We start from the raw sequence: 13,907 nt of genomic DNA on the forward strand, positions 1-13,907 counted from the left end.
CCACTGTTTCCGAGGTCCACGGACCTCCGCCCTTCCGAGCCCTGGGACGTCATGCAGATTCGCGATCTTCCGTACTCAGATCCTGGCGATCCGGATGTCCGGTCAGGTCCACGGTTCCTGTTCTGGCTCGGGCGCAATCAGCTCGCCGGACAGCTCAAGTCCCTTTCCTGGGGACTCCTTCACCAGTGCGCCATCGCCGGGCTCCCGCTCACCGTCGGTCTCGCGGTCCAGGCGGTCATCGACCGCTCGGGCGGCGGCCTCGCGCGGGCGGGCGGCCTGATCGTGGCGCTCGGCGTGCTCATCGCGGTCGGCGACACGATGCTCCACCGGACCGCCGTCACCAACTGGATCACCGCCGCGGCCCGGGTGCAGCAGCTCCTGGCCCGCAAGACCGCCGAGCTCGGTTCGGCGCTCACCCGCCGGGTCGCCGCCGGTGAGGTCGTCGCCGTCTCCACCGGCGATGTCGAGAAGATCGGCTGGTTCGTCGAAGCCCTTTCCCGCTTCGCCGCCGCAGCGACCGCGCTCGTCCTGATCTGCGTCGGACTCGTCGTCTATCTCCCCACGCTGGGCGTGCTGGTGGCCGTCGCCATGCCGGTCCTGGCCCTGGCCGTACTGCCCCTGCTCCCCCGGGCCACCCGGCGTGCCGACGTCCAGCGCGAGAAGGCGGGCAAGGCGACGGAGCTGGCCTCCGACACAGTCGCCGGTCTGCGGGTCCTGCGCGGCATCGGCGGTGAGGAGCTCTTCCTCGGCCGCTACCGGCGCGCTTCCCAGGAGGTGCGCAAGGCCGCCGTCCGCAGTGCCCGGATGTGGGCGCTGATCTCGGCGATCCAGGTGTTCCTCCCGGGCGTACTGCTGATCTCCCTGGTCGTGTACGGGGCGACGCTGGCCCGGGACGGCCGCATCGACGTGGGCCAGCTGGTCACCGTATACAGCGCGGCGACCCTGATGCTGTTCCCACTGCGGCACTTCGAGGAGATCGCCATGGCGTACTCCTTCTCCCGGCCGTCCGCGAAGCGCGCGGTCCGGGTGCTTTCCCTGCATCGCAGCGAGCAGCCCTCGACGACCGAGGACATGGCCCCGAGCGGCGACCTGTACGACCCGGCCACCGGTCTGATGGCCCCCGAGGGGCTGTTCACCGCCGTGGTGTGCGGCGATCCCGACGAGGCCGGGCGACTGGCCGAACGGCTGGGCGGTCACGTCCAGACCGAGGACGACCCGGACGGCGCCGCCCCGAAGCCGAAGGCACCGTCGGTGCTGCTCGGCGGCGTGGCCCTGGACGAACTGCCGCTGGACCGCGCACGGACCGCTGTGCTCGTCCAGGACAAGGATCCGGTGCTGCTCTCAGGGACGCTGCGCGAGTTGCTCGACGTTCCGTCCTCAGGTCTCGTGACCGCCGAGGACGCCCTGTCGGCGGCCCAGTGCGCCGATGTGCTGGACGCGCTGGCGCAGGCTTCGCCCGACACGGACGGCGATCCGATGGGGACCCGGATCACCGAGCGCGGCCGTTCGCTCTCCGGTGGCCAGCGCCAGCGGCTCGCCCTGGCCCGTTCGCTGGTCACGGACCCGGAGGCGCTGGTGCTCGACGAGCCGACCTCCGCTGTCGACTCGCACACGGAGGCCCGGGTGGCCGCCGGCATCAAGCGGCTGCGTCAGGGCCGCACGACCGTGGCGTTCGCCTCGTCGCCGCTGCTGCTCGACCTCGCCGACCGGGTGGTACTGGTCCACGAGGGCGCCGTCGTGGCCGTGGGCCCGCACCGCGAACTGCTGCGCGACGAACCCCGGTACCGGGCGGTCGTCACACGCGAGACCGAGGACGAAATGGCGGCCCTGACCGCACAGGAACAGATCACGGCGCCCGGACGGGCCGCCGTGATCGAGGAAATCGAGGAGAGGGCATGATCGGCGTCGCACCACCGGCGTACGACCCGGCCGCCCCGGAGTCGGCGACGACCCTGCCGGTCGGCACACCGACGACCGTGCGCGGTTACGTACGCGACCTGCTGCGCCGCCACCGCAAGCCGTTCGCCGTGCTCGTCTCGGTGAACGCGGTCGCGGTGATCGCCTCGATCACCGGCCCGTATCTGCTGGGCGGGCTGGTCGAGGACCTGTCGAACGGGGTCACGGACCTCCATCTGGAGCGCACCGCCGCGGTGTTCGCGCTCGCGCTCGTCGTGCAGACCGTGTTCACCCGGACCATGCGCCTGCGCGGCGCGATGCTCGGTGAGGAGATGCTGGCCGATCTGCGCGAGGACTTCCTCGTCCGGTCGGTCGGACTGCCGCCGGGCGTCCTGGAGCGGGCCGGGACGGGCGACCTGCTGTCCAGGATCACCACGGACATCGACCGGCTCGCGAACGCGATGCGGGAGGCCGTGCCGCAGCTGGCGATCGGCGTGGTGTGGGCGGGGCTGCTGCTCGGCGCACTCACGGTGACGGCCCCGCCGCTGGCACTGGCGGTCCTGATCGCTCTCCCGGTCCTGATCGTCGGCTGCCGCTGGTACTTCCGGCGGGCTCCTTCGGCGTACCGCTCGGAGGCCGCCGGGTACGCGTCCGTCGCGGCGATGCTCGCCGAGACCGTGGACGCCGGGCGGACGGTGGAGGCGCACCGTCTGGGGGCCCGCCGGGTCGCGCTGTCGGACCGTCGGATCACGGAGTGGACCGCCTGGGAGCGGTACACGCTGTTCCTCCGCTCGGTGCTGTTCCCGGTCATCAACGCCACGTACGTGACGATCCTCGGCGCGGTGCTGCTGCTCGGCGGCTGGTTCGTGCTGGAGGGCTGGCTCACCGTCGGCCAGCTGACGACCGGTGCGCTGCTGGCACAGATGATGGTCGACCCGATCGGGCTGATCCTGCGGTGGTACGACGAGTTGCAGGTCGCCCAGGTCTCCCTGGCCCGGCTGGTGGGTGTACGGGACATCGAGCCGGACGCGGGGGACGACGAGGTCGGCCCCGAGGGTCGCGCCGTCCGGGCCGACGAGGTGCACTTCGGCTACCGGGCCGGAGTCGACGTCCTGCACAAGGTCACCCTGGACGTGGCTCCGGGCACGCGGCTGGCCCTGGTCGGCCCGTCGGGTGCGGGCAAGTCCACGCTGGGTCGGCTGCTGGCCGGGATCTACGCACCGCGCACGGGTGAAGTGACGCTGGGCGGTGCGGAGTTGTCACGGATGACTGCGGAGCGGGTGCGGCAGCACGTCGCCCTGGTCAACCAGGAGCACCACGTGTTCGTGGGTTCGCTGCGCGACAATCTGCTGCTGGCCCGCACCGGTGCAGAGGACGCGGAGCTGTGGGCGTCCCTGGCGGCCGTCGACGCGGACGGCTGGGCGAAGGCCCTGGACAAGGGGCTGGACACCGAGGTCGGTTCGGGCGGTCTCGCGCTCACTCCCGCGCAGGCGCAGCAGATCGCGCTGGCCCGGCTGGTGCTCGCGGACCCGCACACGCTGGTGCTGGACGAGGCGACCTCGCTGCTGGACCCGCGGGCCGCCCGGCATCTGGAGCGTTCGCTGGCCAAGGTGCTGGACGGCCGTACGGTGGTGGCCATCGCGCACCGGCTGCACACCGCGCACGACGCGGATGTGATCGCGGTCGTGGAGAGCGGCCGGATCAGTGAACTGGGCAGCCACGACGAGCTGGTGGCCGCGGACGGTGCGTACGCGGCGCTGTGGCGGTCCTGGCACGGCTGATCCAGGTCACCGGACTCCCGGGCGAAGCGAACGTGCCGAGCCACGCTCATTAGGGTGTGGCAGGTGAAGGATTCGAACGTGACTGCGGGTACTCCGGACTGTCGCAGCGCCGCGCGGTATCTGTGGTGGCTGGTGACCAGTCAACGCCGACGGGTCGCCGCCGGTGCGCTGCTCGGCAGCGCCTGGATGGTCTGCCTGACACTCCCGCCGTACCTGCTGTCACGCGCCATCGACGACGGGCTGGAACCCGGGCATTGGCCCGCTCTGGCCGGCTGGGTCGCGGCGCTGTTCGGTGTGGGCGTGCTGAACGCGTGGCTGGCCATCATGCGGCACCGCACGATGACCAGGGTGCGGATGGATGCCGCCTTCCGTTCGGTGCAGGTGGTGGTCGGGCAGGCGACCAGGCTGGGCGGGGCGCTGCCGCGCCGGGCCACGGCCGGGGAGGTCGTCACGATCGGGTTCCGTGACGTCGGCGTGATCGCCGGCACGCTGACCGTCACCGGCCCCGGTGTCGGCGCGGTCCTCGCCTATGTCGTCGTGGCCGTGCTGCTGCTGACCGTCTCCCCCCTCCTCGCCGCGGTGGTGCTGCTCGGCGTCCCCCTTCTCGCGGTGCTGGTCGGCCCGCTGCTCGGGCGACTGCAGGGCGTCGAGACGACGTACCGGGAGCATCAGGGCGTGCTCGCCGCCCGGTTCGCGGACATCGTCGGGGGCCTGCGCGTCCTCAACGGCATCGGCGGCAAGGAGGTGTACGCCGAGCGCTACCGGCACGGCTCGCGGACCGTACAAGCGGAGGGGTACCGCGTCGGCACGGTAACGAGCTGGATCCAGGCTCTCGGTGTCGGGCTTCCCACCCTGTTCCTCGGGACGGTGACCTGGCTGGCGGCCCGGATGGCCGCTCAAGGAGCGATCACCGTCGGCGAGTTGGTCGCGGTCTACGGGTACGCCGCGGTGCTCGTGGTGCCGGTCGCGTTCTTCATCGAGAGCGGCTACCTCCTCAGCCGCGGTCTCGTCGCGGCCCGCAGGGTCGTACGTTTCCTGGTCCTGGAACCCGATTCCGGCGGCACGGACGCGCATTCGGACGGGCCGGAGTCGCCGTCCACGCTTCGTGATCCGGCATCGGGCGTCGAAGTGGAGCCCGGCAGACTGACCGCGTTGGTCAGCGCCCGGCCGTCCGATTCCGCGGCGGTGGTCGACCGCCTCGGCCGGTTCACCGCGTCGGCCGCGACCTGGGGCGCGATACGCCTCGCCGACATCGACCTGACCCAGATTCGCCGACGGATCCTCGTCGCGGACAACGAGGCCGACCTGTTCGCCGGCCCGCTGCGCGAGGTGATCTGCGGCACCCGGGACCGGGACGCGGACGCCATCGCCCGCGCTCTGCACGCGGGCATGGCGCAGGACGTCGTCCGCGGCCTGCCGGACGGACTCGACTCGCGCGTCGACGCGCAGGGGCGGAACCTCTCCGGAGGTCAGCGCCAGCGCATCCGCCTGGTCCGGGCCCTGCTCGCCGATCCCGAGGTGCTCCTCGCGGTCGAGCCCACCTCGGCGGTCGACGCGCACACCGAGGCGGCCGTCGCGACCCGGCTGCGCGCCGCGCGGACCGGCCGCACCACGCTCGTCACCAGCACATCGCCGCTCCTCCTGGATCAGGCGGACACCGTGACCTACCTGGTCGACGGTTCCGTCGCGGACACCGGCAGCCATCGCGAACTCCTGGAGCGGCAGCCCGGCTACCGGCTCCTGGTGTCACGCGGCCTGGACGACGAGGACGACGACCCTGCGGACGACGGAACCGTCCCGCCGCTCCGGGAGGCCGTACGATGACTGCCCGCTCACGGTCCCTGCCCATCGCCGGACCGTCCGAGGTACGCCGTGCGGCGCTCCGGCTGATCCGGCTGGACGGTCGCGCCTTCGCCGTCATGATCGGCCTGAACGCGCTGGCCGCCACTGCCGGACTCGCCGGCCCGTGGCTGCTCGGCCGCATCATCGACGAGGTCAGGTCCGGGGGCGCGGTGGCCTCGGTGGACCGCCTCGCGCTCACCATGCTCGTCTTCGCGCTGGCGCAGCTCCTCCTGGCCCGTTACGCCGGCTACGTCGGACACCGCTTCGGCGAGCGGACCCTGGCACGTATTCGCGAGCAGTTCGCCGAACGGGCGCTGGCGCTGCCCGCCGCGGTGGCCGAGCGGGCCGGAACCGGCGACCTGATGACCCGGGGCACCACCGATGTGGCCGCGGTCGGCGCCACGCTCCGGGATGCCGGACCCGAGGTCCTCATCGCCGGAGTCCAGGCGCTGTTCATCCTCGGCGCGGTCTTCGTGCTCGACCCGCTGCTCGGTGCGTGCGGGGTGCTGGGGCTGCTCGGCATCTGGTTCGCCGCCCGCTGGTATCTGCGCCGGGCGCTCACCGCCTACCTCGCCGAGGGGGCCGCCAACTCGGCTCTCGCGGAGCAGCTCGCGGCCACCGCCGCCGGCGCCCGCACCATCGAAGCCCTCGGACTGCAGCAACGCCGCATCGCGGCCTGCCAGGAGGACATCGAAACGTGCCGCAGCACCCGGACCCGCACCCTGTTCCTCCGCAGCGTGCTCTTCCCGGCCGTGGACATCTCGTACGTCATTCCCGTGGTCGGTGTCCTGCTGATCGGCGGCGTGCTGCTCGACCACGGCACGATGAGCCTCGGCGCGGTCGTCGCCTCGGCCCTGTATCTGCGGCAGCTCTCCCAGCCCCTGGACACCATCCTTCAGCAGCTGGAGCAGGTGCAGAGCAGCAGCGCCTCCTTCGCCAGGGTCGAGGGCATCGGCCTGGCCGCACAGGCACCTCCGGCCGCGTCCCCCGCACCGGCCGACGACCGGATCGACGTGGCCGGTGTGCGCTACGCCTACGACGACGGGGGCGACGTCCTGCACGGTGTCGACCTGTCGGTCCGGCCCGGCGAGCGCCTGGTGATCGTCGGTCCCTCCGGCGCGGGCAAGACCACCCTCGGCAGACTGCTGGCCGGCACGGACACTCCGCACACCGGCTCGGTGACGGTGGGAAAGGTCCCGGTCGCCGGCCTGGACCCGGACCAACTGCGCCGGCACGTCGTCCTCGTCACCCAGGAGCACCACGTGTTCCTGGGCACGGTCCGGGACAACCTGCAGATCGCCTCCGCTCGCGCCACGGACGCCGAGCTGCGCGCGGCTCTCCTCGCGGTCGGCGCCGAGTGGGCCGACGAGCTGCCGGACGGCCTGGACACGGATCTGGGGCACGGAGGGCACCGGCCGGACGGGGCTCAGGCACAGCAGCTCGCGCTGGCGCGCGTGGTGCTGGCCGACCCGCACACGCTGATCCTCGACGAGGCCACCGCACTCCTGGATCCGAGGACCGCCCGGCACACGGAACGGGCGCTGGCCGCCGTCCTCGAAGGCCGGACCGTCGTCGCCATCGCGCACCGGTTGCAGACGGCCCACGACGCCGACCGGGTGGCCGTGATGGAGGACGGCCGCCTCACCGAACTCGGCACCCACGACGATCTCGTAGCGGCCGGCGGGGCCTACGCCGCACTCTGGCACTCGTGGCACGGCGATGGGCACGACGAGAGGCACGACGAGAAGCACGAAGAGGGCCACGGCGAGGGGCGTCCCTCCTCCTGAGCCGTGTCCCGCCGGGGTGCCGTCAGGAGGCGAACTCCGATGCGGCCGGTAAGGATGAGGAGTGACTCACCCGGAATCAGGGGCAGGCGAGGACAGGACCGCGTAAGCCCGAGAAGGGACGCACACCGTGGCACGACCCAGGATTCTCGTTGTCGGCGCCGGCTTTGCCGGGGTCGAGTGCGTACGCCGGCTGGAGCGCAGGCTCGTCCCCGGCGAAGCCGAGATCACGCTCGTCACACCGTTCTCGTACCAGCTGTATCTGCCGCTCCTGCCGCAGGTCGCCGCTGGTGTACTCACGCCCCAGTCGGTCGCCGTCTCGCTGCGCCGAAGCAAGCGCCACCGCACCCGGATCGTGCCGGGCGGGGCCATTGGAGTGGATACCGACGCGAAGGTCTGCGTCGTCCGCAAGATCACCGACGAGATCGTGAACGAGCCGTACGACTACATCGTGCTGGCCGCCGGCAGCGTCACCCGGACCTTCGACATCCCCGGTCTGGTGGACCACGCCCGGGGGATGAAGACCCTCGCCGAGGCCGCCTACATCCGGGACCACGTGATCGCGCAGCTCGACCTCGCCGACGCCAGTCAGGACGAGGAGGAGCGGGCCTCGCGGCTCCAGTTCGTCGTGGTCGGCGGCGGATACGCGGGCACCGAGACCGCGGCCTGTCTGCAACGGCTCACCAGCAGCGCCCTCAAGCACTACCCGAGGCTCGACCCGAAGCTCATCAAGTGGCATCTGATCGACATCGCCCCGAGGCTCATGCCCGAACTCGGGGAAAAGCTCGGCACGGACGCCATGGAGATCCTGCGCAAGCGCGGGATCGAGGTCTCGCTCGGTGTCTCGATCGCCGAGGCGACCGCGGAGACGGTGACCTTCACCGACGGCCGGGTCCTGCCCTGCCGCACCCTGATCTGGACGGCCGGTGTCGCCGCCAGCCCGCTGATCGCGACGCTCGGCGCGGAGACGGTACGCGGACGCCTCGCGGTGACGCCCGAGCTCTCGCTGCGCGGTTCGGACGGCGTGTTCGCGCTCGGCGACGCCGCGGCCGTGCCCGATCTGGCGAAGGGCGACGGAGCCGTCTGCCCGCCCACCGCCCAGCACGCCATGCGCCAGGGCCGCACGCTCGCGGACAACCTGATCGCCACGCTGCGCGGCATGCCGCTGATGCCGTACGAGCACAAGGACCTCGGTCTGGTGGTCGACCTGGGCGGCCGGGACGCCGTGTCGAAGCCGCTCGGCATCGAGCTGAAGGGCCTCCCGGCCCAGGCCGTGGCCCGCGGCTATCACTGGTCGGCGCTACGGACGAACGTCGCCAAGACCCGGGTCCTGACGAACTGGATGCTGAACGCGATCGCCGGTGACGACTTCGTACGGACCGGTTTCCAGCTGCGCAGTCCGGCGACCCTGCGGGACTTCGAGTACACGGACTCCTATCTCACTCCGGAGCAGGTCCGCGCGCACACCGCCGCGACGGTGATCCGCCACTGACCGGTCCCGGCGGAGCCACCCGGCGGACCCGGCCGTTTCAGGTCTGCCGGGAGAGAACCGTTTCGACCGTGTCCGCCTCCTCCGGCCGCTTGTCCTCCCGGTAGCGCACCACCCGCGCGAACCGCAGAGTGACTCCGGCCGGGTAGCGGGTGGAGCGCTGGAGGCCGTCGTAGGCGATCTCGACGACGAGTTCCGGACGCACGGTCACCACGTGCCCGTCGTCGCCGGTGGAGAGTTCGCCCAGCCGTTCGGTCTGCCAGGCGAGCACGGTGTCGGTGAGCCCCTTGAAGGTCTTGCCGAGCATGGCGTACGAGCCGTCGGGCCGCCGCGCACCGAGATGCAGGTTGGACAGCTTCCCGGTGCGCCGCCCATGCCCCCATTCGGCCGCGAGCACCACGAGGTCCAGGGTGTGCACCGGCTTGACCTTCAGCCAGGACGCGCCGCGCCGGCCCGCGCTGTAGGGCGCGTCGAGACTCTTGACCACCACTCCCTCGTGCCCCCGGGCCAGCGTGGCGGCGAAGAACGCGTCGGCTGCCTCCCGCGGCGACGCTCCGGCCGGCTCGGACACGAGGACCCGGCGCACCCGCATCCGCTCGGGGACCAGCCCGGCCAGCGCCGCGTGCCGTTCGGTGAAGGGCAGGTCGAGCAGGTCCCGGCCCTCGACGGACAGCGCGTCGAAGAAGACGGGCACGACGGGGACGGTGGCCGCCGCACCGGCCACATCGCGCCGGGAGCCCACCCGGGCCGCGGTCTCCTGGAACGGACGGGGGCGGCCGTCGGCGCCGAGCGCGATCACCTCGCCGTCGAGGATGAACCGTTCACCGGGAAAGGCGCGTAGGGCTTCGGCGATGTCCGGAAGGCGCTCGGTGACGTCGTCGAGCGTCCTGGTCCAGAGACGGACGCTGTCGCCGTCCCTGTGCGCCTGGACACGGATGCCGTCCAGTTTCTCCTCGACGACACAGGGGCCGAGCTTGTCGATCGCCTCGGCGACCGACCGGGCGGTGTGCGCGAGCATCGGGAAAACGGGGCGTCCCACGGTGAGCCGGAACGCGCCGAGCGCCTCCGGCCCCCGCTCCAGCAGGTCCCGGGCGACCGCTTGCAGCGAACCGGCGAGCATCACGGCCCGTCGTACGTCCTCGGGCGGCGCCCCGGCGGCCCGGGCGAGGGCGTCGGCGGCGACGGCGTCCAGGGCGCCCTGGCGTACCTCGCCGGTGAGCAGCGCGCGCAGGAAGTGCTGCTCATCGGCGGTGGCGTGGCCGAGGAGCCGCTGCAGGCGGGCGCGACGGCTTGCCTGGGAACCGGGGCCGGCGAGCGCTCCGATGCCCGTCAGTTCCGCGTCCACCTCGGCGACCGTGAGGGTCGGCTCGACGGCGGGCGCCACCGGGTCGCCCAGCGTGCTCCAGCCGATGCCGAGCCGTCCCTGTGGAAGGCGGCCGGAGAGATAGGGGATGACGATCGGCACGTCGTCCGGCGCGGTGTCCCGGAACAGGTCGGCCAGCAGGGCGACCTTCCGGGACCGTGCCGACGTCGCGGCGACATCCAGGGACACACGGGCGAGCCGGGCTAGCAGCATGCAGTCATGGTGCTACGGCTCCCCGCGCACCGCCCGGGGAGACGAGGGCGGCGGGGAGCGGTGAAACCGTCAGATGACGTTGAGGGCGGCGGCGCCGCCCACTCCCCCGAGCACCATGAAGACCGGCATCAGCACCTTGAGCTCCACCCAGCTGCCGGCCCGGAAGCGCATCGCCTTCGGCGGCCCGATCGGGTACCAGCGCTTGCGCCCCAGCGGGATCGGCCACAGGATCGGGCAGCCCGAGACGGTGAGCGCGTCGCCGATGTCATGGACCAGCGCTCCCAGCACGATGGGCAGCCCGAGCCAGAGGTACTCCTGGCCCGGGGCGGTGAACAGCCAGTCGGAACCGTTGCCCGCCTTGTCCAGGACACCGGCCAGGATCCAGGCGCTGGTCGCTCCGAGCAGCCAGACCAGGACGTCGCTGGACATCCGGGCGGCCCGCCACAGCAGTCCTTCGACGGCGAGCACCAGGTGGACGAAGAGAATCGCCAGGACCGCCCACCGGCCGCCGGTGACCGCCGCGACCGAGGCGCCCGCACCGATCAGGACGGCCCACAGCCAGGTGTGGGTCAGGGTCCGGTGGCCTCCGCTCCTGCGCGGGTCGCCGGGTCCTCGGGTCGCCTTGTAGACGGCGTACGAGAGCTTGTCGACGATCTCGCACAGGCCCTTGGAGACCGGGCCGAAGGCCCGCGAGATGGTCGCCGACTTGTGGTCGAGGTCGGGGGCGAGCGCGGCACCCGCGCAGATCAGCCCGCCCACGACGAGCACGGGCCAGGGCATCGGATGACCGGCGGCGGCAGCCGCAGCGCCCACCCCCAGCCAGGCCGCTGCCCCTGACAGAGAGTGCGCCGGTCCCATCATGGTCGTTCCCGCCCCCGTAGATCGTGCGTGGCCATGGCCCGTGCGGCACGGCCGAGTTGAGTGGGAAGCGTATCGTCCGTGATCTTCGGCTGGTCCGCCGGTTCCCTCATCCGGTCGGAAGACAGGCAAGATGGGGGTGTGACCCTTATCGATCAGCTTCCCCCGACCGCCGACCCGGACGCCCTCTTCGAGGCATTCTCGACCTGGACCGAGACTCAGGGCATCACCCTCTATCCGGCTCAGGAAGAGGCGCTGATCGAGGTCGTCTCCGGGGCGAACGTGATCCTTTCGACGCCCACGGGCTCGGGGAAGAGCCTGGTCGCCGCCGGTGCGCACTTCACGGCGCTGGCCCAGGACAAGGTCACCTTCTACACCGCGCCGATCAAGGCGCTGGTCTCGGAGAAGTTCTTCGACCTGTGCAAGCTCTTCGGCACGGAGAACGTCGGCATGCTCACCGGCGACGCCTCGGTCAACGCCGACGCCCCGGTCATCTGCTGCACCGCCGAGGTGCTGGCCTCGATCGCCCTGCGCGACGGCAAGTACGCCGACATCGGCCAGGTCGTGATGGACGAGTTCCACTTCTACGCGGAGCAGGACCGCGGCTGGGCCTGGCAGATCCCGATCCTGGAACTGCCGCAGGCCCAGTTCGTCCTGATGTCGGCGACGCTCGGCGACGTCGCGATGTTCGAGAAGGACCTCACGCGCCGCACCGGCCGGCCCACCTCGGTGGTGCGCTCGGCGACCCGGCCGGTCCCGCTCAGTTACGAGTACCGCCTGACGCCGATCACCGAGACGCTCACCGAACTGCTGGACACCCGGCAGTCGCCCGTCTACATCGTGCACTTCACCCAGGCCGCGGCCGTCGAGCGGGCTCAGTCGCTCATGAGCATCAACATGTGCACGAAGGAGGAGAAGGAGAAGATCGCCGACCTGATCGGCAACTTCCGCTTCACCACCAAGTTCGGGCAGAACCTCTCGCGTTACGTCCGCCACGGCATCGGGGTCCACCACGCCGGGATGCTCCCCAAGTACCGGCGGCTGGTGGAGAAGCTCGCCCAGGCGGGTCTGCTGAAGGTGATCTGCGGTACGGACACCCTCGGTGTCGGCGTCAACGTCCCCATCCGCACGGTGCTGTTCACCGCACTCACCAAGTACGACGGCACCCGGGTCCGTACGCTGCGCGCCCGGGAGTTCCACCAGATCGCCGGCCGCGCCGGGCGGGCCGGGTTCGACACGGCGGGCTTCGTCGTCGCCCAGGCGCCCGAGCACGTCATCGAGAACGAGAAGGCCGTCAAGAAGGCGGGCGACGACCCGAAGAAGAAGCGCAAGGTGGTCCGCAAGAAGGCCCCCGAGGGCTTCGTCGCCTGGTCGGAGACCACCTTCGACAAGCTGATCCAGTCCGATCCGGAGCCGCTGACCTCCCGCTTCCGGGTCACGCACACGATGCTGCTCTCCGTGATCGCGCGCCCCGGCAACGCCTTCGAGGCGATGCGGCATCTGCTGGAGGACAACCACGAGCCGCGCAAGGCGCAGCTCCGTCACATCAGGCGGGCCATCGCCATCTACCGCTCGCTGCTCGACGGCGGTGTGGTGGAGCAGCTGGACACGCCGGACGCCGAGGGCCGGATCGTCCGGCTCACCGTCGACCTCCAGCAGGACTTCGCGCTCAACCAGCCGCTGTCCACCTTCGCGCTGGCCTCGTTCGATCTGCTGGACGTCGAATCCCCTTCGTACGCCCTGGACATGGTCTCCGTCGTCGAGTCCACCCTGGACGACCCCCGGCAGATCCTCGCCGCCCAGCAGAACAAGGCGCGGGGCGAGGCGGTCGGCCGGATGAAGGCGGACGGGGTCGAGTACGAGGAGCGCATGGAGCTGCTCCAGGACGTCACGTATCCGAAGCCGCTGAGCGAGCTGCTGTGGCACGCGTACGACGTGTACCGCAAGAGCCACCCGTGGGTCGGGGACCACCCGGTGTCGCCGAAGTCGGTGATCCGGGACATGTACGAACGGGCCATGACCTTCACGGAGTTCACCTCGAACTACGAGCTGGCACGTACGGAGGGCATCGTCCTGCGCTATCTCGCGGGCGCGTACAAGGCTCTTGAGCACACCATCCCGGACGACCTGAAGTCCGAGGACCTGGAGGACCTGATCGCCTGGCTCGGCGAGATGGTCCGGCAGGTGGACTCCAGCCTCCTGGACGAGTGGGAGCAGCTCGCCAACCCGGAGGTGGAGACCGCCGAGCAGGCACAGGAGCGGGCGGACGAGGTCAAGCCCGTCACGTCGAACGCGCGCGCCTTCCGGGTCCTGGTCCGCAACGCGATGTTCCGCCGGGTGGAGCTGGCGGCGCTGGACCGCGTCCGCGAACTGGGCGAGATGGACGGCGAGTCGGGCTGGGACGAGGACGCCTGGGGCGAGGCGATGGACGGGTACTGGGACGCGCACGAGGACCTGGGAACCGGCCCCGACGCCCGCGGGCCGAAGCTGCTGAAGATCGACGAGGACCGGGAGCACGGTCTGTGGCGGGTCTGGCAGGCTTTCGCCGACCCGGCTGGGGACCACGACTGGGGCATCAGCGCCGAGGTCGACTTGGCCGCGTCCGACGAGGAGGGCCGGGCGGTCGTCCGGGTCACCTCGGTGGGTCAGTTGTGACGAGGAACCGGCTTCGAGAGTGGAGA

General features: G+C 71.4%; 8 protein-coding genes. 6 read left to right on the top strand and 2 right to left on the bottom strand.

The features are described from left to right. Positions 1-51 precede the first annotated feature (51 nt). The 5 genes from OG230_RS04440 to OG230_RS04460 all read left to right on the top strand — a co-directional run bounded on the left by OG230_RS04440 (position 52) and on the right by OG230_RS04460 (position 8,795). Complete coding sequence (locus OG230_RS04440; RefSeq protein ID WP_328908805.1) at positions 52-1,899, top strand: ABC transporter ATP-binding protein; 1,848 nt, start codon at positions 52-54, stop codon at positions 1,897-1,899. Then, positions 1,896-3,677: an ABC transporter ATP-binding protein gene (locus OG230_RS04445; RefSeq protein WP_328908806.1), complete on the top strand. Its 1,782-nt coding sequence runs from the start codon at positions 1,896-1,898 to the stop codon at positions 3,675-3,677. Before OG230_RS04440 ends, OG230_RS04445 begins: the two co-directional genes overlap by 4 nt. A 63-nt stretch (positions 3,678-3,740) precedes the next feature. Next, on the top strand, positions 3,741-5,501 hold the full coding sequence (locus OG230_RS04450) for an ABC transporter transmembrane domain-containing protein (protein WP_443051494.1): 1,761 nt from the start codon (positions 3,741-3,743) through the stop codon (positions 5,499-5,501). Then, positions 5,498-7,306, top strand: coding sequence for an ABC transporter ATP-binding protein (locus OG230_RS04455; protein ID WP_328908807.1), 1,809 nt, complete (start codon positions 5,498-5,500; stop codon positions 7,304-7,306). Before OG230_RS04450 ends, OG230_RS04455 begins: the two co-directional genes overlap by 4 nt. 127 nt (positions 7,307-7,433) lie before the next feature. Continuing rightward, positions 7,434-8,795: an NAD(P)/FAD-dependent oxidoreductase gene (locus OG230_RS04460; RefSeq protein WP_328908808.1), complete on the top strand. Its 1,362-nt coding sequence runs from the start codon at positions 7,434-7,436 to the stop codon at positions 8,793-8,795. Between the two features lie 37 nt (positions 8,796-8,832). Here OG230_RS04460 and OG230_RS04465 read toward each other — a convergent pair whose 3' ends face one another. Together OG230_RS04465 and OG230_RS04470 are read right to left on the bottom strand one after the other, a co-directional pair. After that, a complete protein-coding gene (locus tag OG230_RS04465) occupies positions 8,833-10,368 on the bottom strand; it encodes an ATP-dependent DNA ligase (protein WP_328908809.1) in 1,536 nt (511 codons plus the stop codon). 69 nt (positions 10,369-10,437) lie between these two features. Beyond that, positions 10,438-11,229 (bottom strand): metal-dependent hydrolase, encoded by a 792-nt coding sequence (locus OG230_RS04470; protein ID WP_328908810.1) that lies wholly within the window; start codon positions 11,227-11,229, stop codon positions 10,438-10,440. A 138-nt stretch (positions 11,230-11,367) separates the two neighbouring features. Between OG230_RS04470 and OG230_RS04475 the strand changes: the two genes are divergently transcribed. Continuing rightward, positions 11,368-13,881 carry a DEAD/DEAH box helicase gene (locus tag OG230_RS04475; RefSeq protein WP_328908811.1) on the top strand — a complete coding sequence of 838 codons (2,514 nt, stop codon included), beginning with the start codon at positions 11,368-11,370 and terminating at the stop codon, positions 13,879-13,881. The last annotated feature ends 26 nt before the right edge of the window (positions 13,882-13,907 follow it).

This window comes from Streptomyces sp. NBC_00234 (assembly GCF_036195325.1).
In the GTDB taxonomy this organism is placed as follows: domain Bacteria; phylum Actinomycetota; class Actinomycetes; order Streptomycetales; family Streptomycetaceae; genus Streptomyces.

Coding starts and splice junctions, on each gene's coding strand:
- OG230_RS04470 (WP_328908810.1), bottom strand. CDS start 11,229: ATGATGGGACCGGCGCACTCTCTGTCAGGGGCAGCGGCCTGGCTGGGG.
- OG230_RS04445 (WP_328908806.1), top strand. CDS start 1,896: ATGATCGGCGTCGCACCACCGGCGTACGACCCGGCCGCCCCGGAGTCG.
- OG230_RS04440 (WP_328908805.1), top strand. CDS start 52: ATGCAGATTCGCGATCTTCCGTACTCAGATCCTGGCGATCCGGATGTC.
- OG230_RS04465 (WP_328908809.1), bottom strand. CDS start 10,368: ATGCTGCTAGCCCGGCTCGCCCGTGTGTCCCTGGATGTCGCCGCGACG.
- OG230_RS04455 (WP_328908807.1), top strand. CDS start 5,498: ATGACTGCCCGCTCACGGTCCCTGCCCATCGCCGGACCGTCCGAGGTA.